Below are 20,795 nucleotides of genomic sequence, written 5' to 3' on the forward strand. Positions count from 1 at the left end.
TTCAGCGGCCTCGCAGGAACAGGCCGTCCAGCTCTTTCATGCTCAGTTGGCGCCAGGTGGGGCGGCCGTGGTTGCATTGGTCGGAGCGTTCGGTGGTTTCCATCTGTCGCAGCAAGGCGTTCATTTCATCCAGAGTCAGTCGTCGGTTGGCGCGCACGGCGCCGTGGCAGGCCATGGTAGCGAGGATTTCGTTGCGCGCGCGCTGGATCACGCCGCTGGCGTCCTGTTGTTCCAGCTCGGCCAGCACGCTGCGCGCCAGTTCCACCGCATCGCCCTGGGCCAGGGTGGCGGGCACGGCCCGCACGGCCAGGGTCTTGGGCGAGAAGGGCACGACCTCCAGGCCCAGCACGCGCAAGGTGTCGGCATGGGCCTCGGCCGTGGCCACTTCCTGCGGCGTGGCGGCGAAGGTGGCAGGGATCAGCAGCGGCTGGCTGGCGATCGGCTGGTCGTTGCCCAGTTGCTCCTTCAGCCGCTCGTAGACGATGCGCTCGTGCGCGGCGTGCATGTCCACCACCACCATGCCCTGGGCGTTCTCGGCCAGGATGTAGACCCCGTGGATCTGCGCCACGGCGCGGCCCAGCGGCCAGGTGGTGTCCGTCCCAGGGTCCTGTGGGGTGGCTGTGTTCGCAATTTCTGTAGCTGTCTGCGCAGTCGCAGTGGGCGTTGCAGCCGTATTCCATGCCAAATCTGTGGCAGGGGCCGTGGCCACGGTGGTGGTCGGGGCGGGGCTGGCGGGTGTGGCCTCGCGCAGCGGCGCCCACAGGGCCTGCAGGTCGTTGACCTTGTGGCCCGCCACCTCCTGCAGGGGCATGGCGTACTGCACCTGCGGCGCCATGGGCGCACGCACGGGGCTGGTGCTGGGCTGCCAGCCCAGGCTGGCGGGGGCTGCCGGGGCGTTGGCTTCGGTCAACGGGGCCTGCGCGGCGTCGGCCAGCAAGGCGGCGCGCGGCGCGGCCAGGGCGTCTTCCACTGCGTGCTTGATGGCCTGGTGCACTTCGCGGCTGTCGCGAAAGCGCACTTCGATCTTGGTGGGGTGGACGTTGACGTCCACGCGGGCCGGGTCCATCTCCACATACAGGGCATAGATGGGCTGCTTGTGCCCGTGCAGCACGTCTTCGTAGGCGCTCTTGGCGGCATGGGTCAGCACCTTGTCGCGCACGAAGCGGCCGTTGACGTAGCAGTACTGCTGGTCGGGGCGGCTGCGTGCGGCGTCGGGCAGGCCAGCGCGGCCATAGACGGTGATGCCGCTGGAGGCCGAGGTGCGTTGCACGGTGATGGAGTTGGCGATGAAGTCGTCACCCAGCACATCGCCCAGGCGGCGGGCCTGGGCCTCGTTGCGGTCGGCGCCTTCGGCCAGGGGCACGGCGCGCCACTGCTCGACCAGCTTGCCTTCGTGCCAGATGGCAAAGCCCACGTCCGGGCGTGCCAGGGCGTGGCGGCGCACGGACTCGATGCAGTGCGCCAGCTCGGTGGCATCGCTTTTGAGGAATTTGCGTCGCGCCGGGGTGCTGAAGAACAGCTCCTTGACCTCCAGCGTGGTGCCGCGGTTGCGCGGCGCGGGGCGCAGCTCGCCACTGCGCGCTTCCAGCAGCCAGGCCTTGTCTTCGCCGTCCAGGCGCGAGAGGATGCTGGTCTCCGACACCGAGGCGATGGCGGCCAGCGCCTCGCCACGAAAGCCCATGGTGCCCACGTGCTCCAGCTCCTGCAGGTCGCGGATCTTGCTGGTGGCATGGCGCCGCAGGGCCACGGGCAGTTCCTCGCGCGGAATGCCGCAGCCGTCGTCTTCCACGGCAATCAGCCGTACCCCGCCGGCCAGCAGGCGCACGGTGATCTGGGTGGCGCCGGCATCCAGGGCGTTGTCGACAAGTTCCCGCACCACCGAGGCGGGGCGTTCCACCACCTCGCCAGCCGCAATCTGGCTGATGAGTTCATCGGGCAGGTCTTGGATGGCGCGGCGCGGCGCAGCAGGGGCAAAAGCGGTCATTGACCGCATTGTATGCAGCCCCTTCGGGGCGCTGCGGCAAGAGGTTTTCGGGTCCCGCCGGGATCAGCGGCGACGGCGGCGACCATCGTAGTAGTCGCTGTTCTGTCCCACCTGGTTGCCGATCAGGGCGCCGGCTGCGGCGCCGCCCACAGTGCCCAGGGTGGAGCCGAACACGGCATTGCCCAGCAGGCCGCCGGCCACCGCGCCGACGCCTGTGCCGACCTGGGCATTGCTGGGTGGGCGGTGGGCACAGCCCCCCAGTGCGAAAGCGCCCACAACGGCGGCGATCAAAAATGTGCTGCGAGCTTTCATCATGTGCACCTCCTTGCGTGTCGATAGTCAAACTCAGGCGTGACTGTGCCTGGGTCTGCCAGAACTTTGCATGAACTTCATGCAAAGTTCTGGCCGGTATTGCAAGTATTTGTGGCTTTGGTTTGCAGGTTGTTGCAGCGCTTGTCGGAGTGTGTGTCCGGCAGAGGCATCACTTGCCCCGCCGCGGTCCGCACGGGCTGCGCATGGGACTACATTAACGCCTTGTTTGGACGCCGGTCCGCACACGGTGCAGGCTGGACTTTGAGGATGTTGTGGTGGAAATCGTCTCGTTTTTGATCGACTTCATTGTGCATATCGACAAGCACTTGGAGGCCTTGGTCGTGGCCTATGGCGCGTGGGTCTACGCGCTGCTGTTCCTGATCGTGTTTGTCGAAACCGGCCTGGTGGTGATGCCGTTCCTGCCCGGGGATTCGCTGCTGTTCATTGTGGGCGCCATGGCCGGTGTGGGCATGCTGCATTTCCCGCTGGCCTGCGGCATTTTGCTGGCAGCCGCCATTCTGGGCGACCAGTGCAACTACACGGTGGGGCGCATGGTCGGCCCCCAGGTCTTTCGCTGGGAAAAGTCGCGCTGGTTCAACCGTGCAGCCTTCGACAAGGCCAATGCTTTTTATGAACGCTATGGCGGCGTGACCATCATCCTGGCGCGCTTCATGCCTTTTATCCGGACCTTTGTGCCCTTCGCGGCGGGTGTGGCCCACATGTCGCGCAGCAAGTTCAGCGTGTTCAATGTGGCCGGCGCCGTGCTGTGGGTGCTGGGGATTGTGTCAGCGGGCTATTTCTTTGGGAATCTGCTGTGGGTGCGTGAGCACCTGGAAACCATCATCTGGGCCTTGATCCTGATCCCGGGTGCGGTGGCGCTGTATGGTGGCTGGAAGACCGGGCGGCAGACGCCGCAGGCCTGACCCGCGCACGAGTGCCTAGCCAAACAAAAAGCCGACCCAGGTCGGCTTTTTGTTTGTGCGCTCCTCAGGCGGAGCACGCTCATTTCTGGTCTTGGTTCTTACCGATTTGGTTGCCGATCACGGCACCGGCTGCCGCACCGCCCAGGGTGCCGATGGTGCCGCCCAGCACGGCATCGCCGACGAGACCCCCTGCCACGGCCCCCACGCCGGTGCCCAGTTGCTGGTTGTTGGCGCAGCCACCCAGGGCCAGGGTGGTGGTCAGTGCCAGGGCGGTCAGCCAAGTGTGTGGTTGTTGCATGCTTGAACTCCTGTCATTCACAAGTCCCTGCAGTATCCGGGGCGTGCGCTGTGCCCGGCGTCGGGCGTGCTTGCACAGGCCTGTAGGTCCAGGGAGCCTGTGCCTGCCCCACCTAGGGGCAGCCAGCGTCGGGGTGGTGGATGCCTAGGCGGCCGGTTGCGCGGGGCGGCACAGCCAGCGGTCCAGCAGCGCGATGACCAGGAACGAAGCACCGACCAGGGGGAACAGCACACCGCCCACGGCCAGCAAGGCGGTGACGCCCCACAGGCTGCGGGCATCCTGCGGCTGGGGAGGCACGCCCCAGCCCTTGGCCGGACGGCGTTTCCACCACATGGTGCCCGCACTGACGCACAGCAGGACGATGGCCAGGCAGGCCACCACCAGCACAACCTGATTCAGCACGCCGAATTCCTGGCCCAGGTGGACATTGATGCCCCATTCCAGCCACCGCCCCAGGGGGCCATAGTCCTGGTAGCTCATGTCGACCAGGGGCAGGCCGCTGTACTGGTCGATGTGGATCACACGCTGCTGGTCCAGGTCGTGCGGGTAGATCGAGGCGGAATAGACGCCGGTCGGGCCCTTGGGTGGCTGTACCGTGTAGCCCTGCGCAATCCCCAGGCGGTCGAAGATGGCGATGGCCGCATCCCAGTCGAGGGCACCGTCGGCCGGTGTGGGCGCGGGGCTGGCAGGCATGGCTGCGGCATGGCCTGCGTGGCCCGCATGGGCGTCCTGGTCGGCGGGCGTGGGCCCGGACTGCGGAATCTGTGCCTGCTGCAGCGACCAGGCAGTGGTCGTGTGGTCGCTCAGCCGGGCCTGGGACATGGGCACCTGCACGCGCACCCCGGCCGGATAGCCGAAGTTGTGGCCGTTGGCCAGTTGATTGGCCTTGGCACCCCAGAACACCGACCAGGGCATGCCGGTGATCGCCAGGAACAGCAGCGCAGCCCCGACGAAGAGGCCGGTCACGGCATGCAGGTCGCGCCAGAACACGCGCTGCGTGGGCGTGCCGCGCACGGACACGACACCCTGGGTCCGCCCGCCTGGCCACCACAGGTACAGGCCGGTCAGCACCAGCAGGATGGCCCATCCGGCGGCGATCTCGATGGCGCCCCGGGCGATGCTGCCGAAATACTTCAGGCTGTGCAGCTTGCGGATGGTCCAGGCCACGCTGCCGCCTTCGGGCAATGCACCGCGCACCGTGCCCTCCTTGGGGTCCACATAGACCAGCAGCCGCCCTTGTGCGGTGGCGATGCCGACTTCCGCGGTGCGCCCGGGCGTGGATGGGCCGGTGTACTTCACGAAGCTGCCGGGGTGCGCGTGCAAGGCGGCGGCGATCAGTTGGCTGCTGGGCTGCAGTGGCTGGGTGCTGGTGCTGGCAAAGCGCAGCTCCCGGTGGAAGGCATCGTCGATCGTGTCCTTGAACACAAACAGCCCGCCGGTGACCGCCAGCCAGATGAGAAAGGGCAGGACCAGCAGGCCAGCATAGAAGTGCCAGCGCCAGACGGCGCGGTAGACGTCGGTATGGATCCGTGGGCGTGCCGCGGGGTTGGCAGGGGCTGGGGAGGACGGTGTCATGGGCGATGCAAAAAGGGCGGTGGAGGGAAGCGCAGGCCACAGGGCGGGCACAACCTATGCTGGACCCGCGCGCCAGCCCAAAAGGTTCCCCGGTGTCCGTCGACGGCCCAGGCGGCGCGGGCGTGGCGCCGTGGTCGGACCTCGAGGAGCGGGGCCGCCGCACCCACGGCGGGCGGCCGGCGCTGGCGCGCCTCAGACCGTGCGGGAACGGGCCAGCGGCGGGTTCTTGATGAAGTACTGGCGGATGCCGTCCATCATGGCGTCGGCCAGCTTGACCTGGTAGGTGGGGCTGCGCAGCTTCTGCTCCTCATCGGGGTTGCTGATGAAGGCGGTTTCGATCAGCACGCTGGGAATGTCCGGCGCCTTGAGCACGGCAAAGCCCGCCTGTTCGACGCGGGGCTTGTGCAGCCGGGCAAAGTCGCCGATCTGCGTCAGCAGGGCGGTGCCCAGCTTCAGGCTGTCGTTGATCTGGGCGGTGGTGCTCATGTCCAGCAGCATTTCCTGCACGCCCTTGTCCTGGCTGCGCACGTTCAGGCCGCCGACCAGATCGGCCTGGTTTTCCTTGTCCGCCAGCCAGCGGGCCGCCGTGCTGGAGGCCCCCTTGTGGCTGAGCGCGTACACGCTGGCACCGGCGGCCGAAGGGCGGGTGAAGGCATCGGCGTGGATGCTGATGAACAGGTCGGCCTGCACGCGGCGCGCCTTTTGCACGCGCACGCCCAGGGGCACGAAGAAGTCGCCGTCGCGCGTCATGTAGGCCCGCATGGGGCTGCCGTTGACCGTGCTGTTGTTGATGCGGTCGCGCAGCAGCTTGGCGATCTTCAGGACCACGTCCTTCTCATAGGTACCCTTGGGGCCGACGGCGCCCGGGTCCTCGCCGCCATGGCCAGGGTCCAGGGCCACGATGATGATGCGGTCGGTCTTGCGTGCCGGCGCGGGGCTGGCGGTCATGGAGCTGCCCGGTGTTTTGGACGCGGGGGCAGCCGGTGTGGGCGCCGTCGCCGTCGAGGTCGCTGGGGCTGCCGGCGTGGGGGGGGCGGCGTTGGGCTGGCTGTGCTTGGCGATCAGGTCGCCCAGTGGGTCCTGGGCCGGTGCGGAGGGGCTGGGGCTGAGGCCTGGCGGCAGGTCGGGGTGGCTGCTGGCATCGCGCAGTCGCTCCTGGATCAGCGCTTCCAGCGGGTCCACGGGCTTGGAGGGGTAGAGGTCGAACACCAGCCGGTGCTGGTAGCTGGCCACGGGCTTGAGCGAGAACACCTGGGGCACGGCATCCTGCTTCAGGTCGATCACCAGGCGCACCACGTTCGGGCTGTTCTGCCCCACGCGGATGGCCGCGATGTTCGGGTCGTCCGGCCGCACCTTGGCCACCAGTTCCTTGAGGGCGCTGTTGAGCTGCAGGCCCTCGATGTCCACGGCCAGCCGCGGCGGCGAGTTGATCAGGGTCTGCTTGGCCACCAGGGGCACATCGGACTCCAGGGTGACGCGCGAATAGTCTTCGGCAGGCCACACGCGCACCGCCATGATGGAGGCGCCGAAGGCGATTTGCTGCTTGCCCGCCAGCAGCAGGGCCAGGCTACCGGCTTGCAGCAGGGTGCGGCGGTTGGGACGGTAGGCGGTGAACAGGGGGTGCGCGGCGTCTTCGCTCATTGGGGCCAGTGCTGCAGCATGCGCCGCCCGCGCTCTGTGCTGGTGCGCAGAGTGACGCGGCGCTGGGTTTCGTCAATTGCTTCAATATGAATAGCTAGGTCCGCTGGCGGTGTCAGCGCAGCAGCCTTTTCCGGCCATTCTGCCAGTTTCAGGCCCTCTGCCGCAAAAATGTCGCGAAAACCTGCATCTTCCCATTCGCGCGGATCGTCGAAACGGTAGAAGTCAAAGTGCCAGATGGCCAGGCCCGGGGCTTCGTGCGGCTCCACCACGGCGTAGGTAGGGCTTTTGATGCGGCCGGCCACCCCCAGGTTGCGCAGCAGGTGGCGCACCAGCGTGGTCTTGCCGGCGCCCAGGTCGCCGTGCAAGGTGATGTAGGCGTTGCGGGCTTCGGGCAGCGCCGCCAGCGCGGCGGCAAAAGCCGCAGTCGCCGTCTCGTCTTGCCAGGTGAGCACGCGCTCGTCGGCCGGGCCGCTTTCTACAATCGAAGGGTTATGGTGTGCAGCAGTCAATTGGTTCCTTTGATGCAGGACTGGGCCCGCGAGCTGGGATTTTCCCAAATCGGCGTGTCCGGCGTGGATTTGTCGTCTTGTGAGGACGGGCTGCTGCAATGGCTGGCCCAGGGCTTCCACGGCCAGATGCAGTACATGCAGGCCCACGGCCTCAAGCGCGCACGCCCGGCGGAGCTGGTGCCGGGCACGGTCAGCGTGATCACGGCGCGCATGGACTACCTGCCCAGCACCACGCCCCAGGACTGGCAGGCCGTGGAATGGGCACGGCTGCAGCGCCCGCAGGAGGCCATCGTCTCGGTCTATGCCCGCGGGCGGGATTACCACAAGATACTGCGCAACCGGTTGCAGAAGCTGGCCGAGCGCATTGCGCAGGAGGTCGGGCCGCTGGGGCACCGCGCCTTCACGGATTCGGCGCCGGTGATGGAGGCCGAGCTGGCACGCCGCAGCGGCCAGGGCTGGCGCGGCAAGCACACGCTGGTGCTGAGCCGCGATGCGGGTTCCATGTTCTTTCTGGGGGAAATCTATGTGGACCTGGCGCTGCCCGAGACGGCGCCGGTCACCGCGCACTGCGGCAGTTGCAGCAGCTGCATCGATGCCTGCCCCACGGGGGCCATCGTGGCCCCCCACCGCGTGGACGCGCGGCGCTGCATCTCCTACCTGACCATCGAGCACGACGGGGCGATCCCGCTGGAGTTGCGTCCCCTGATGGCCAACCGCATCTACGGCTGCGACGATTGCCAGCTGGCCTGCCCGTGGAACAAGTTTGCCCAGCGCAGCCCGCTGCCCGACTTCGATGTGCGCGGCGGCATGGTCGGCAGCACCCTGGTGCAGCTGTTCGGCTGGGACGAGGCCACGTTCCTGCGCTGCACCGAAGGCAGCCCCATCCGCCGCATCGGCCATGAACGCTGGCTGCGCAACATCGCCGTGGCCCTGGGCAATGCGCTGCGCGCAGAGTCCCAGTCCGATGCCCGGGCGGCGCTGCGCCAGGCGCTGCAGGCGCGGGCCACGCACGACAGCGCCCTGGTGCGCGAGCACGTGCAGTGGGCGCTGGCGCAGGCTGCGGACGAATAAAAAAAGAGCGGCCTGCGCTCGTGGCGCAAGCGTTTCATTAAGGAATAGCTGTCAAACGACCGCTGTGCAAGCGCAGCACGCTCACTTTTTTCATCAATGTGCCAGCAAGCCCTGGCGGCGCAGGGCCTGCTCCAGCGCCTGGGCAAAGGCCGCATAGCCTTGCGCGTTGGCGTGCACCTGGTCGGCCCGCAGGCTGGCATCGCCCAGGATGGGTCCCCAGAGGTTGGCGATCAACGGCACCTTCAGTTCCTGGGCCAGCTCCTGATACAGCGGGTGATCGCTGGGCGTGGCGCCCGCGGCGGCCATCAGGCTGGGCTGCGGAATGGCCACCAGCACCGCCTGGGCGTTGGCCGCCTGGATGCTGCGCACGATCTGCTCTAGGGCCTCGCGCGTGGTGCCGGGCGAGGCACGGCGCAGAAAATCGTTGCCGCCCAGCCCCACGATCACCAGGCGCGGGGCATGCTCCTGCAGCAGGGCCGGCAGGCGCGCCAGGCCCTGGGCGCTGGTGTCGCCGGAGACCCCGCCGTTGGTCACCTCCCAGCCCGTGTGCTCGGCCAGCAGGCTGGGCCAGTCCTCCCCAGTGCGGGCACCGACGCCGGCGGTCAGCGAATCCCCCAGGGCCAGCACGCTGGCACCGGCCGGCACGGCGGCTGCCGGGGGCGTCTTGGCACCGCAGGCCAGCAGGACTGATGTGGACAACAGGGTGAGCAGGGCGGTGCGGCGTGGAATCATGGCGTGGGCAGCAAGGACGTCAGGGACAAGGCATAGGGCAGGCTGAGCACACCGAGGATGGTGGACAGCGTGACCAGGCCGGCGACATACGGTCCGTTATAGCCCATGCGTGCCGCCAGCACATAGCAGGTCGAGGCCGTGGGCAGGGCCGAAAACAACAGCAGCACCAGCGCCTGCTCACCCTGCAGGCCAAACACATGGATGGCGCCCAGCGCGATCAGGGGCTGGAGCAGGTGCCGGATGCCCAGCACGCCGACGCTCAGGCGCTTGGCGTGCGTGAGCAGGCCCAGCTGCATGCCGGCGCCGGCCGACATCAGGCCCAGGGCGATGGAGGCCGCGCCAATCCGCGCCACCGGCGGTTCCAGCCAGGTGGGCATGCGAAAACCCAGCAGGTTGGCGCACAGGCCGCAGACCGTGGCGACGATCAGCGGGTTGCGGATCAGCTGGCCCCAGAAGCTGTGCTGGCCCTCGCGCGTCATGGGCCAGACCGCCGCAATGTTGAACATGGGCACGCAAAAACCGATGAGCACGGAAATGAACAGCAGCCCCTGGGCACCCGCCAGCCGGTCCGCCAGCGCCAGGCCGATGAAGGAGTTGAAGCGGAACGCCACCTGCGCGGCACCGGCATGGTCGCGCGTGCTGATGTGGCGGCGCAGCCCGGGCCACCACGGCAGGCTGTAGGCCAGCGCGATGCCCACCAGCCCCGAGGTGACGCCCGCCGCGATCAGGCTGGAGGTGGCGGCCCAGTCCAGCGGACTTTTGACGATGGAGTGGAACAGCAGTACCGGGAACAGCAGGTAGTACACCAGGGCTTCCGCCCCCTGCCAGATGGGGCGGTTCAGCGGGCTGAAGCGGCACAGCAGATAGCCCAGCAGGATGAGGGCAAAGTCGGGGAAGAGGAGTTGGGCGTAATTCACGGGCGCACAGCTTACTCTGGACGGGCGCCGCCGGCGGGTCTGGAGTGTTGCCGCGCTGGCGCGCCGGCGACAGTTTCTAGGTCGGCGGAAGGCACAAAGTGTTACCGGGAATCTACTGAGAAAAAAGCCGTTGCCTGCCTGCCCGTTGGGAAAGTGCGTCCTTTAGCATCAAACGCTGCACCCAAACTTACAACATGAGGAGTCCCAGACCTATGAATCGTCGCACCTGCATTGGCCTTGCATTCGCGCTGGTGGGTTCTGCCGCCATGGCACAAACCTATCCCACGAAACCCATCAAGCTGCTGGTGCCGTTTGCCCCCGGCGGCACGACGGACATCATTGCGCGCGTGATGGCGGAGCCTCTGGGGCGTGAGCTGGGGCAGACAGTGATCGTGGAAAACAAGGGCGGTGGCGGCGGCGTGATCGGCGCGCTGGAGACCTCGCGCGCCGCGCCGGACGGCTATTCGCTGGGGATTGCCACGGTGTCCACCACGGCCACCAACCCCGCCATCAATCCCAAGATCCCCTACAACACCCTCACGGACTTCACTCCCGTGATCAACATCGCGGCCACACCGAATGTGCTGGCGGTGAACCCCAAGTTCGGTCCCACCAACCACAAGGATTTCCTGGCCACGCTGAAGGCTTCCCAGGGCAAGTTCTCGTACGCCTCCTCCGGCACGGGGGGCATCCAGCACATGCTGATGGAGCTGTACAAGAGCCTGACAGGCACCTTCATCACACACATTCCCTACCGCGGTGCCGGCCCTGCGCTGAACGACACGGTGGCGGGCCAGGTGCCCATGATTCTGGACAACCTGCCTTCGGCGCTGCCGTTCATCAAGGACAAGCGCCTGCTGCCGATCGCTGTGGCCGCGCCCTCGCGCCTGGCGGTGCTGCCCGATGTGCCCACCTTCAAGGAAGCGGGTCTGGAGCCCGTGAACCGCATGGCCTACTACGGTATCGTGGGTCCCAAGGGCATGCCCAAGGACGTGGTCGACAAGCTGAATGCCGCCGTCAAGAAGGTGCTGCACGACCCCGCCGTGATCAAGCGCATCGAAGACACGGGCTCGTTGGTGATCGGCAATACGCCGGAAGAGTTTGCGCAGCAGATCAAGGCGGAGTACGAGACCTACAAAAAGGTCGTGGTCGAGCAGAAGCTGACGCTGGAATGAGGACCTGATCGGTCCCCGGGTACCAAGGCGCTGCCCTGTAGGGGCCGCGCCTTTTTTATCGCCCACAATCGCATGACCATGAGTGATGCAACCCTGCAGGCCAGCCTATCGGCCATCGATGACTTCATCGAATCCCTGTTTCTGGAGGATGGCCTGTCCTCGAACACCTTGCAGGCCTACCGCCGGGACCTGACGGCCTGCGCGCAATTTCTGGCGCAGGCCAGCGCAGCCTGCACGCTGGATGCGGCGCAGGAGTCGCACCTGCAGGCCTTTTTGCAGGCGCGCCACGTGCAGGGCGTCAAGGCCGTGTCCAGCAACCGCGGGCTGAGCGTGCTGCGCCGCTATTTTCACTGGGGGTTGCGCGAGCGTCGCATCCAGAGCGATCCCACGGTGCGCCTGCTGGCCGCCAAGAAGCCGCTGCGCGTGCCCCACACCCTGACCCAGGCCCAGGTGGAAGCCTTGCTGCTGGCGCCGGATGTCACCACGCCCCTGGGGCTGCGGGACCGCGCCATGCTGGAGCTGATGTATGCCAGCGGCCTGCGGGTGAGCGAGCTGGTGGGGTTGCAGATGCACCATCTGGACATCCCGGCCGGCGTGCTGCGCACCGAGGGCAAGGGGCGCAAGGAGCGTCTGGTGCCGTTTGGTGAGGAGGCGCAGGCCTGGTTGCTGCGTTATCTGCAGGAGGCCCGCGCCGCCATCCTGCATGGCCAAAGCACGAGTGACCTGTTCGTCACCCAGCGCGGCAGCGGCATGACGCGGGTGATGTTCTGGGTGCTGGTGAAGAAATATGCCCAGGTGGCGGGCATCACGGACCCGCTGTCGCCCCACACGCTGCGCCATGCCTTTGCCACGCATTTGCTCAACCATGGCGCGGATTTGCGCGTGGTGCAGATGCTGCTGGGGCATGCCGACATTTCCACGACCACCATCTACACGCATGTGGCGCGTGAGCGCCTGCAGCAGCTGCACGCCCAGCACCACCCGCGTGGCTGATGTGCTTAAGCAGTCTTGATGTGGGTTAAGGCAAATTAATCTTGATGCAAAATCAAAGATTGGTTTGTCAATACGGAGTAACGATCATGAACGCCATGCGCCGCGGCCTGCTGGCCGCCGCACTGCTGTCTGCTGCAGCACCCGCCATTTCCTGGGCCGAGACCGCACCCTGGCCCAGCAAGCCGATCCGCATCGTGGTGGCCTACCCCGGTGGGGGCGTGAGCGACACGGTGGCGCGTGCCCTGGGGGAAAAGCTCAGCGTGCAACTGGCCACCCCCATCGTGGTGGAGAACAAGGCCGGTGCCGGTGGCACGATTGGCCTGGATGCCGTGGCCAAGGCGGCCCCCGATGGCTACACGATCGGCTTTGCCGCCATCAGCCCCGTGGCCCTGAACCCGCACCTGGGCGCGGTACCGTTCGATCCGCAAAAGGACCTGGCCCCCGTGGTCAGCGTGATGTATTCGCCCGTGCTGATCCTGGGCACTTCCGCCAACCGTGCGTCCAGCTTCCAGGCCTTGCTGGCAGAGTCCAAGAGCCATCCTGGTGCGGTGCGTTGGGCGACCGCCGGCCTGGCCTCCCTGGGGCACATCGTGCTGGAGCAGGTGAAGTACAGCGGTAAGGTGGACATCACGCACATTCCCTACAAGGGCGGTGGCCAGCAGCTCAACGATGCCCTGGGCGGGCAGTTTGAGGTGCTGTCAACGAATGCCGGCCCCACCGTGATGCAGCACATCCAGGCCGGCAAGCTCAAGGCCCTGGCCGTGGGTGCGCCGCAGCGCCTGGAATCGCTGCCGCAGGTCCCCACACTGGCGGAGCTGGGCTTTCCCGAAGCCAATTCCACCTCGCTGTTCGGCATCTTTGCCCCGGCCAAGACCCCGCAGGCCGTGCTGCAGCGTTTGAACAAGGAATTCAACAAGGCGCTGGCCGAGCCTGACATCCAGGCCAAGCTCAAGGCTTCGGACAACGTTCCGACCGGTGGCGATGCCCAGACCTTTGCCAAGCAGATTGCGCAAGAGTCGGCCAACAACGCCCGCATCATCAAGGCTGCCAACCTGCGCGCGCAGTGATGCAGCGCCGCGAGGCCGTGTAAAAAAGCCACCGCGAAGGTGGCTTTTTTTTATGTGCGGTGGCGTGGTGTGCCGGCTCAGCCGATGTCGTCGGCTAGGTTGTCGGCCCACGCCAGGGCCTGCAGGTGCGCCCAGTTGACCTGGTGGTTGGACAGGTGCAGGGCTTCGGAGGTGCGGGCAAACACTTCGTCGTCGCCGTTCTCGCAGGCCAGCACCAGCTCCAGGAAGGGGGCGTAGACCCCCGTCTTGTGCAGCAGGGCGTCCTGGACCGTCTGGGGCAGGGCGATCGAACTCAGTGCCTTGTCCATGGGAATGCCCAGCATCACGTCCAGCAGGGAGAACACCCCGACCACGAAGGCATTGTCGACTTCCTCCGTGGACAGCATCTCGGCGGCCAGCAGCTCCATCAGGCGACCGCGCACCACGGCGGTCTGGCCGACGGCAGGGGCGGTGCCCCCCGCGCGGGAGGTGGTCATCAGCAGAGCGGCCCAGCGGAACAGCTTTTTGAGCCCCAGGATCATGACTGCATGGCGGAACGAGGTGATTTCGCAGGACAGACCGAAGCCCGAGGAGTTGATGAAGCGCAGCAGGTTGAAGGACAGCGTGGGGTCCTTCTTGAGCACTTCCTCAATCTCTGCCGTGCTGCTCTGGCTGCGCACCAGGTTGAGCAATTGCAAGATAGTGCCTTGCGATGGGCGCACGGTCTTGGCGGACACCACATCAGGGCGTGCAAACCAGAAGCCCTGGAACAGGCGCACGCCCAGCGAGTGCATCAGGTCGAACTGTTCCTGGGTCTCCACCTTCTCCGCCACGATCTGTGCCATGGTGTGGGTCTGGGCAAATTTCACCAGCGCTTCGGCACTCTCGACCGGGAAGCTCAGCATGTCGAGTTTGATGAAGCTGGCCATCGGCAGCCAGTGTACGTAGGCACGGCGCAGCAGGTTCTGGTCGAACGCCAGGCGAAAGCCGCGCTGGCGCAGGCTTTGGAACACGGGGATCAGGGCAGCAATTTCTTCGGGCGTGGCGTCATCGCCCAGGGTGGGCACTTCCAGCACCACCTTGTCGGGGTGGATCAGCTCCAGGTGGCCGCCCACCAGGCTCTCGTGGGTGCAGTTGACGAACACCAGCTTGCGTCCGACCAGGGCCTCGGTGCCGGCATACGACAGGGCGTTGAACAGCAGTGCCGCATCACTGGCGGCCGTGTGCGCATCCACGGCGGTCGTGCGATCGAACAGCTCATAGCCAAAAACTTCGCGGCGCTCGTTCAGAATGGCCTGGCGGCCAATCATGGACACGGAGTCATCGGTCACGCCGGCAGGCAGGGCGGGAGCGGTCGGATAGGCACTGGAATCAGAGATCATCGGTGGTGTGTACGCGGTCATGGGCCTTTGCGGGCAGCAGATAACCGCCAATGGTAGTGGGTGCAACAGGCTCTGGTGCCCCACTGTACTGGATTGGCAACACCGTGGCGACTGGTATTCCGTACGTGATGTCCCGCAGGTTTATTGCGTGATCTGGTCGCACCAGGCCAGGGCTTGGAGGTGGGCCCAGTTGATCTGCTGGCTGGTGAGCTGGAGCACCGAGGCCGAGTGGTCGAAAGCCTGGTCATCGCTGCTTTCGCAGGCTTCGGCCAACTGCAGCAGCTCGCCAAAGACGCCCTCGTGCTTGAGCAGGGCATCGCGCACGGCGGTCGGGATGTTGATCAGTTGCAGCGCATCCTGCATGGGAATGCTGAGCATCGCGTCCAGCAGCGAGAAGATGCCGACCACAAAGGCCTGCTCCGCCTCTTCCTCGCTCATGAACTCCAGGGCCAGCAGTTCCATCAGGCGACCGCGGATGACGGCGGTATGGCCGATCGAGGCGCTGGTGTTGCCGTACTTGGAGGCGGTAAGCAGCAGGGCCGCCCAGCGGAACAGCTTCTTCAGGCCCATGATCATCACGGCCTGGCGGAACGATGTGATTTCGCGCGCGGTGCCAAAGCCGGCGGAATTGATCAGGCGCATCAGGTTGAAGGCCAGACCGGCGTCCTTTTTCAGCACTTCCTCGATCTCATCGGTGCTGGCCTGGCGGCGCAGCAGGTTGATGAGCTGGATGATGCTGGCCTGGTTGGGGGCCAGCAGCTTGGTCTCAACCACGGCAGGGCGCGAGAACCAGTAGCCCTGGAACAGGGAGACGCCGATGCTCTTGAGCAGGTCGAACTGCTGCGGGGTCTCGACCTTGGTGGCAATCAGCTGGGCCTTGGAATGGCGCGCCGCGTAGTTGACCAGCACGGCCAGTTGCTCAGGGCGCAGCACGGTCAGGTCCAGCTTGATGAAGTCCGCCAGCGGCAGCCAAGTGGCGTAGGCTGATTCCAGCACGGTGTGGTTGAAGGACAGCTTGAAGCCGCGTTCCCGCAGGCCGCGCAGGATCGGCAGGCGGGCCACGGCCTCGGTGGCGGCGACATGGCCCAGGGGCTCGACCTCGAGCACCACTTTTTCGGGGTTGAGCAACTCCAGGTGCCCACCGGCCAGGCTTTCGTGCGTGCTGTTGACGAACAGCAGCTTGGTGCCCACCAGGTCTTCACGGCCGGCATGGGACATGGCCGTGAACAGCAGGATGACGTCGGTGGCCGCCGTGTGTTCGGCTGGAGCGCGGGAGCGGTTGAACAACTCGTAGCCAATCACATCCTTGTCCACATTCACGATGGCCTGGCGTGCAATCATGAGAGAACCGGCATGAGCAACAGGCGTGGATGAGGGCGGGACGGGGGCAATAACGGACATGTCTGCGGGTTGGCGTTGCGTAATCTGGGTGGTCTGTGAATCCAGCATGTCAGTGCTGTTCCAGCCAGGCCAGCTCTTCGTCGGTAAACCCTGCGGCCTGTCGGGCCTGGGTATTGAACGGTGGGCGAGGGCGAGGCGCTTCGTATTTCAGAGCCAATGCAGTGTAGTGTGATTGCGGATCCATATCATTGCGCTGGCATAAGAAGCGATACCAATGGTTACCGATGGCCACATGGCCGACCTCCTCGCGCAGGATGACATCCAGGATCTCCACGGCGGCCCAGGCATCGGGGGTGCCGGCCTGGCGCAGCTTGGCCTGGATTTGGGGCGTGGCGTCGAGGCCACGCGCCTCCAGCGTGCGCGGAACCAGGGCCATGCGGGCGGTAATGTCGTGTGCGGTTTTCTCGCACATGGTCCACAGTCCCTGGTGCGCCGGGAAGTCGCCGTAGTCGTGCTGCTGGGCCAAAAGCCAGTCGCGGATTAGTAAAAAATGCTTACCTTCCTCACCAGCCACTTGCAACCAATCTTGGTAGTAGGCCGCAGGCATGGCATCAAAGCGCCAGATCGCATCGAGGGCCAGGTTGATGGCGTTGAATTCGATGTGCGCGATCGCGTGCATCAGGGTGATGCGGCCCTCCAGGGTGGCCGGGGAGCGGCGGGCTACTTCGGTGTGGTGGCGCAGCACCGGGCGCTGCGGATGCCCGGGTAGGTGGCAGTCGGCCTGCAGTGCGGGCGCGGTCGGGGCGATGGAGAACTGTGCGCTGTGCGCAAACATTTCCATAGCAGCTGTCGCTTTGTGGATGGGGTCGCAGAGGCACAAAACCTCAAGGGCGCGTTGTCGAAGCTCCATACCTACAATTCTAATTTTCCCGCGCAGACAAAAACAGGAGACACAGCATGGCCGTATACGCATTGGAAGAACTGGTGCCCGAGGTGGCAGACAGCGCCTGGATCGCCGACAGCGCCCAGGTGATGGGCAAGGTGCAGATCGGCGCCGACGCCAGCGTCTGGTTTGGCACCGTGGTGCGCGGGGATACGGACAGCATCCGCATCGGCGAAGGCAGCAACGTGCAGGACGCCAGTGTGCTGCACGCCGATTTCGGCATGCCTTTGGCGATTGGCCGACACGTGACCGTGGGCCATCAGGTCATGCTGCACGGGTGCACGATCGGCGACGAGTCCTTGATCGGAATTGGCGCTATCGTGCTCAATGGGGCGAAAATTGGCAAAAATTGCTTGGTGGGTGCAGGTGCACTGGTGACCGAAGGCAAGGAGTTTCCGGATGGATCGATGATCATCGGCAGTCCGGCCCGCGTGGTTCGGCAGCTCACCCCCGAGCAGATGGAAGGCCTGCGCCGCAGTGCGCAGCACTATATCGAGAATGCGCGCCGCTTCAAGGCGGGGCTGCGCAAGCTGGGCTGAGGCCCGGCACTTACAGCAATCACTGACTGGGATACACACAGCGTGTCTGAACTCCACAAATTCCTATTCGATGGCCTGCCTGTGCGCGGCATGATCGTGCGACTGACCGATGCCTGGAAGGACATCCTCCAGCGTCGCGCCAGCAACACCGACACCGGGGCCTATCCGGCCGCCGTGCGCGAGCTGCTGGGGGAGATGGCGGCGGCCAGCGTGCTGATGCAGTCCAACATCAAGTTCAATGGCGCTCTGGTGTTCCAGATCTTTGGTGACGGCCCGGTCAAGGTGGCCGTGGCCGAGGTGCAGTCCAACCTGGCGCTGCGCGCCACGGCCTCGGTGCATGGCGCCGTGCCTGCGGGCGCCGAGCTGGCGGAGCTGGTCAACCTCCAGGGGGGCGGACGCTGCGCCATCACGCTGGATCCCAAGGACCGCCTGCCGGGCCAGCAGCCCTACCAGGGCGTGGTGCCGCTGCAGGGCATGGACGGCGAGCCGTTCGAGAAGATTTCCGAAGTGCTGCAGCACTACATGCGCCAGTCCGAACAGCTGGATACCTGCATCGTGCTGGCCGCCAACGACGAGGTGGCGGCGGGCCTGATGATCCAGCGCATGCCGCTCAAGGGCCAGGACAACCTGGCCGGGGCCACCGAAAGCCGCCAGGACGAGCAGGACGCCATCGGCGCCAGCGAGGACTACAACCGCATCGCCACGCTGGCCGCCAGCCTGACGCGCGACGAGCTGCTGGGGCTGGATGTGGACACCATCCTGCGCCGCCTGTTCTGGGAGGAGAAGCTGTTGCGCTTCGTGCCCCAGGACGGTGACCAGGGCCCGCACTTCGCCTGCACTTGCAGCCGCGAACGCGTGGAGGACATGCTGCGCAACCTGGGCCAGGAAGAAGTGGCGCAGGTGGTGCAGGAGCAGGGCCATGTGGAAGTCGGCTGCGACTACTGCGGCGCCCAGTACCGCTTCGACGCGGTGGATGCGGCCCAGCTGTTCACGGCCGCACAGCACCAGGCCCCCGGCTCGTCCTCGGTGCAGTAATTCAGGGGTCGCGGCACCCGCAGGGTGCTGCATGAAAGATAGCTGCCAGCGCGCGGTGTGCTTGGATTTCCGGTTTCAAGAGATCGGAAATCCAGGGCCAACAAGCGCAGGCAGCTATTTTTTTTATGCCCAACGTGGCCGCGCTGGCGCTCAGCGCTGCAGCAGGTGCTGGAACAGCTGGTGTTCGCTGGCGGCGTCCAGGCACTCCTGGCAGTCGTCCTGTGGATGGGGGGCATTGCCCTGGGCAGGCGTGGTGATCCAGGGGCGCAGCTGCTGGGCCTGTTGCGCGGCGCTGCCGTACAGCATGTGGACCGGCCAGGGGCTGTGCGGCAGGCGTTCGGCGCGCCAGGCGGCTTCCAGGCGCAGTGCGGCATCGGGCGCGCCGGTAGGCAGCAGGGCCCACAGCAGCAGACTGTCTGCCGGCATGGCCGGCGTGGGCCATTGCGTCAGCGGCTGCAGTCCGTGCAGCGGCACACGGGCCTGGGCGGCGGCGTGCAGCACCTGGGCGCAGTGGGCTGCGCTGGCGCACAACAGGATGCGGGGGGCAGGAGGCAAGGGCTGGCGCAAGCGGGTGGCCCGAAGGCAGGAAGGGCAGACCGGGCGCCCTCAGCGGCGCATGATCTGCACGTAAATCTCGTTGGGGCGGACCATGCCCAGCTCGCTGCGCGCCTTTTCCTGGATGCTGTCCTGACCGTCGCGCAGGTCGGCGACCTCGGACGACAGGCGCTCGTTTTCCTTGCGGGCCTGCGCGTTGGTGGCGTGCAGTTCGTTGATCTGGGCGCGCAGTTCGGCCACGCGGTCCATGCTGCCCGCACCCAGCCACAACTGGGCATGGGTAATGGCCAGCAGGCTCAGCAAGACGACGGTGACGATGCGAGAAACCATGGGTGGATTCAAAAAACCGGGGCCAGTTGGCCCCGGTTCTGGTGCAGGGGGTGAGCCCGAAGATTAACGCAGGTTATAGAAAGCGTCACGGCCAGGGTACACGGCCACGTCGCCCAGGTCTTCCTCGATGCGCAGCAGCTGGTTGTACTTGGCGATGCGGTCCGAACGGCTCATCGAGCCAGTCTTGATTTGACCCGCATTCAGGCCCACGGCGATGTCGGCGATGGTGCTGTCTTCGGTTTCGCCCGAGCGGTGCGAGATCACGGCGGTGTAGCCGGCGCGCTTGGCCATCTCGATGGCGGCGAAGGTCTCGGTCAGCGTGCCGATCTGGTTGATCTTGATCAGGATGGAGTTGGCGATCTTCTTGTCGATGCCTTCCTTCAGGATCTTGGTGTTGGTCACGAACAGGTCGTCACCTACCAGCTGCACCTTGGCGCCCAGGCGCTCGGTCAGGATCTTCCAGCCGTCCCAGTCGCCCTCGTGCATGCCGTCTTCGATGGAGATGATGGGGTACTTGTCGCACCAGCCAGCCAGCATGTCGGTCCACTGGGTGGCGTTCAGCGTCATGTTGCCTTCGCCTTCCAGCACGTACATGCCGTCCTTGTAGAACTCGGAAGCGGCGCAGTCCAGGCCCAGGGCGATCTGCTCGCCGGGGGTGTAACCGGCCTTTTCGATGGCTTCGATGATCAGCTGGATCGCGGCTTCGTGGTTTTCCACGGAAGGTGCGAAACCGCCTTCGTCGCCCACGGCGGTGGACATGCCCTTGTGGTGGATGATGGCCTTCAGCGCGTGGAACACTTCGGCGCCCCAGCGCACGGCTTCACGGAAGGTGGGGGCACCCACGGGGATGATCATGAACTCTTGCAGGTCCAGCGAGTTGTTCGCGTGGGCGCCGCCGTTGATCACGTTCATCATGGGCACGGGCAGTTGCACGCCGCCCATGCCGCCGAAGTAGCGGTACAGGGGCAGGCCGGCTTCTTCAGCAGCGGCGCGGGCCACGGCCATGGACACGGCCAGCATGGCGTTGGCGCCCAGGCGGCTCTTGTTCTCGGTGCCGTCCAGGTCGATCATGGTCTTGTCCAGGAACGCCTGTTCCGACGCGTCCAGACCGATCACGGCCTGGGCGATCTCGCCGTTGATGTTGTCCACGGCCTTGAGCACGCCCTTGCCCAGGTAACGGCCCTTGTCGCCGTCACGCAGCTCGATCGCTTCGCGCGAGCCGGTGGACGCGCCCGATGGCACGGCCGCACGGCCCATCACGCCAGATTCCAGCAGCACGTCGCATTCGACGGTGGGGTTGCCGCGGCTGTCCAGGACTTCACGTCCTACGATGTCAACGATTGCACTCATGGTGTTTTCCTCGGAAGGTTTTTAAAACGGGGCGGCAGGCGTGGCGGTGGGGTCGGGTGGTGGTTCGTCCCATGCGGCCAGGCATGCTTTGAGCGGATGTGAAAAAGCACGCCCACAGAGCGTGCTTTCTCGCTTCAAGATTCA

21 protein-coding genes are annotated in these 20,795 nt (G+C 66.0%); 7 read left to right on the top strand and 14 right to left on the bottom strand.

Annotation, left to right across the window (positions count from 1 at the left end; translation table 11 throughout):
• Position 1 precedes the first annotated feature (1 nt).
• Entirely contained in the window at positions 2 to 1,984 is a 1,983-nt protein-coding gene (gene mutL / locus CA2_RS08515) for a DNA mismatch repair endonuclease MutL (RefSeq protein ID WP_156105995.1), read from the bottom strand.
• A 63-nt stretch (positions 1,985 to 2,047) separates the two neighbouring features.
• Complete coding sequence (locus CA2_RS08520; protein ID WP_042415528.1) at positions 2,048 to 2,296, bottom strand: YMGG-like glycine zipper-containing protein; 249 nt, start codon at positions 2,294 to 2,296, stop codon at positions 2,048 to 2,050.
• A 275-nt stretch (positions 2,297 to 2,571) separates the two neighbouring features.
• Here CA2_RS08520 and CA2_RS08525 point away from each other — a divergent pair, with 275 nt between their 5' ends.
• Positions 2,572 to 3,219: a DedA family protein gene (locus tag CA2_RS08525; RefSeq protein ID WP_042415532.1), complete on the top strand. Its 648-nt coding sequence runs from the start codon at positions 2,572 to 2,574 to the stop codon at positions 3,217 to 3,219.
• A gap of 79 nt (positions 3,220 to 3,298) precedes the next feature.
• On the opposite strand, the gene CA2_RS08530 is transcribed toward CA2_RS08525, so the two are convergent.
• The 4 genes from CA2_RS08530 to tsaE all read right to left on the bottom strand — a co-directional run bounded on the left by CA2_RS08530 (position 3,299) and on the right by tsaE (position 7,242).
• Positions 3,299 to 3,517, bottom strand: a complete 219-nt coding sequence (locus tag CA2_RS08530) for a glycine zipper domain-containing protein (RefSeq protein WP_042415334.1) — start codon at positions 3,515 to 3,517, stop codon at positions 3,299 to 3,301.
• Between the two features lie 144 nt (positions 3,518 to 3,661).
• A complete protein-coding gene (locus tag CA2_RS08535; RefSeq protein ID WP_042415336.1) occupies positions 3,662 to 5,092 on the bottom strand; it encodes a PepSY-associated TM helix domain-containing protein in 1,431 nt (476 codons plus the stop codon).
• Positions 5,093 to 5,284: 192 nt separating this feature from the next.
• Complete coding sequence (locus CA2_RS08540) at positions 5,285 to 6,733, bottom strand: N-acetylmuramoyl-L-alanine amidase (protein ID WP_042415338.1); 1,449 nt, start codon at positions 6,731 to 6,733, stop codon at positions 5,285 to 5,287.
• Positions 6,730 to 7,242 (bottom strand): tRNA (adenosine(37)-N6)-threonylcarbamoyltransferase complex ATPase subunit type 1 TsaE, encoded by a 513-nt coding sequence (gene tsaE, locus CA2_RS08545; RefSeq protein WP_042415341.1) that lies wholly within the window; start codon positions 7,240 to 7,242, stop codon positions 6,730 to 6,732. Before tsaE ends, CA2_RS08540 begins: the two co-directional genes overlap by 4 nt.
• 12 nt (positions 7,243 to 7,254) lie before the next feature.
• Here tsaE and queG point away from each other — a divergent pair, with 12 nt between their 5' ends.
• Complete coding sequence (queG, locus tag CA2_RS08550; RefSeq protein WP_042415345.1) at positions 7,255 to 8,313, top strand: tRNA epoxyqueuosine(34) reductase QueG; 1,059 nt, start codon at positions 7,255 to 7,257, stop codon at positions 8,311 to 8,313.
• A gap of 93 nt (positions 8,314 to 8,406) precedes the next feature.
• On the opposite strand, the gene CA2_RS08555 is transcribed toward queG, so the two are convergent.
• Both CA2_RS08555 and CA2_RS08560 read right to left on the bottom strand, forming a co-directional pair.
• The gene (locus CA2_RS08555) at positions 8,407 to 9,045 is read right to left on the bottom strand and encodes an arylesterase (RefSeq protein ID WP_042415348.1); all 639 of its coding nucleotides are present in this window, start codon (positions 9,043 to 9,045) and stop codon (positions 8,407 to 8,409) included.
• On the bottom strand, positions 9,042 to 9,962 hold the full coding sequence (locus CA2_RS08560) for an AEC family transporter (RefSeq protein WP_042415352.1): 921 nt from the start codon (positions 9,960 to 9,962) through the stop codon (positions 9,042 to 9,044). Before CA2_RS08560 ends, CA2_RS08555 begins: the two co-directional genes overlap by 4 nt.
• A 212-nt stretch (positions 9,963 to 10,174) precedes the next feature.
• Here CA2_RS08560 and CA2_RS08565 point away from each other — a divergent pair, with 212 nt between their 5' ends.
• From CA2_RS08565 to CA2_RS08575, 3 genes are all read left to right on the top strand, one after another.
• Entirely contained in the window at positions 10,175 to 11,137 is a 963-nt protein-coding gene (locus tag CA2_RS08565; RefSeq protein WP_042415356.1) for a tripartite tricarboxylate transporter substrate binding protein BugE, read from the top strand.
• Positions 11,138 to 11,215: 78 nt separating this feature from the next.
• Positions 11,216 to 12,130, top strand: a complete 915-nt coding sequence (xerD, locus tag CA2_RS08570) for a site-specific tyrosine recombinase XerD (protein WP_042415535.1) — start codon at positions 11,216 to 11,218, stop codon at positions 12,128 to 12,130.
• An 86-nt stretch (positions 12,131 to 12,216) separates the two neighbouring features.
• Positions 12,217 to 13,197, top strand: a complete 981-nt coding sequence (locus tag CA2_RS08575; protein ID WP_439708931.1) for a Bug family tripartite tricarboxylate transporter substrate binding protein — start codon at positions 12,217 to 12,219, stop codon at positions 13,195 to 13,197.
• 77 nt (positions 13,198 to 13,274) lie between these two features.
• Here CA2_RS08575 and CA2_RS08580 read toward each other — a convergent pair whose 3' ends face one another.
• From CA2_RS08580 to CA2_RS08590, 3 genes are all read right to left on the bottom strand, one after another.
• The gene (locus CA2_RS08580; RefSeq protein WP_042415359.1) at positions 13,275 to 14,558 is read right to left on the bottom strand and encodes an EAL and HDOD domain-containing protein; all 1,284 of its coding nucleotides are present in this window, start codon (positions 14,556 to 14,558) and stop codon (positions 13,275 to 13,277) included.
• Between the two features lie 141 nt (positions 14,559 to 14,699).
• Positions 14,700 to 15,959: an EAL and HDOD domain-containing protein gene (locus CA2_RS08585; protein ID WP_042415540.1), complete on the bottom strand. Its 1,260-nt coding sequence runs from the start codon at positions 15,957 to 15,959 to the stop codon at positions 14,700 to 14,702.
• A 49-nt stretch (positions 15,960 to 16,008) separates the two neighbouring features.
• Positions 16,009 to 16,809 carry a ferritin-like domain-containing protein gene (locus CA2_RS08590; protein ID WP_042415361.1) on the bottom strand — a complete coding sequence of 267 codons (801 nt, stop codon included), beginning with the start codon at positions 16,807 to 16,809 and terminating at the stop codon, positions 16,009 to 16,011.
• Between the two features lie 47 nt (positions 16,810 to 16,856).
• On the opposite strand from CA2_RS08590, the gene CA2_RS08595 reads away from it, so the two are divergent.
• Both CA2_RS08595 and hslO read left to right on the top strand, forming a co-directional pair.
• Complete coding sequence (locus tag CA2_RS08595) at positions 16,857 to 17,381, top strand: gamma carbonic anhydrase family protein (protein WP_042415365.1); 525 nt, start codon at positions 16,857 to 16,859, stop codon at positions 17,379 to 17,381.
• Positions 17,382 to 17,423: 42 nt separating this feature from the next.
• A complete protein-coding gene (gene hslO, locus CA2_RS08600) occupies positions 17,424 to 18,416 on the top strand; it encodes an Hsp33 family molecular chaperone HslO (protein ID WP_042415369.1) in 993 nt (330 codons plus the stop codon).
• 150 nt (positions 18,417 to 18,566) lie between these two features.
• On the opposite strand, the gene CA2_RS08605 is transcribed toward hslO, so the two are convergent.
• From CA2_RS08605 to eno, 3 genes are all read right to left on the bottom strand, one after another.
• On the bottom strand, positions 18,567 to 18,971 hold the full coding sequence (locus CA2_RS08605) for a hypothetical protein (RefSeq protein WP_156105996.1): 405 nt from the start codon (positions 18,969 to 18,971) through the stop codon (positions 18,567 to 18,569).
• 51 nt (positions 18,972 to 19,022) lie between these two features.
• Positions 19,023 to 19,301 carry a septum formation initiator family protein gene (locus CA2_RS08610; protein ID WP_042415375.1) on the bottom strand — a complete coding sequence of 93 codons (279 nt, stop codon included), beginning with the start codon at positions 19,299 to 19,301 and terminating at the stop codon, positions 19,023 to 19,025.
• Between the two features lie 63 nt (positions 19,302 to 19,364).
• Positions 19,365 to 20,651, bottom strand: coding sequence for a phosphopyruvate hydratase (gene eno / locus CA2_RS08615; protein WP_042415378.1), 1,287 nt, complete (start codon positions 20,649 to 20,651; stop codon positions 19,365 to 19,367).
• Positions 20,652 to 20,795: the final 144 nt, after the last annotated feature.

The organism is Comamonas aquatica NBRC 14918 (genome assembly GCF_000739875.1).
Lineage (GTDB): Bacteria > Pseudomonadota > Gammaproteobacteria > Burkholderiales > Burkholderiaceae_C > Comamonas > Comamonas aquatica.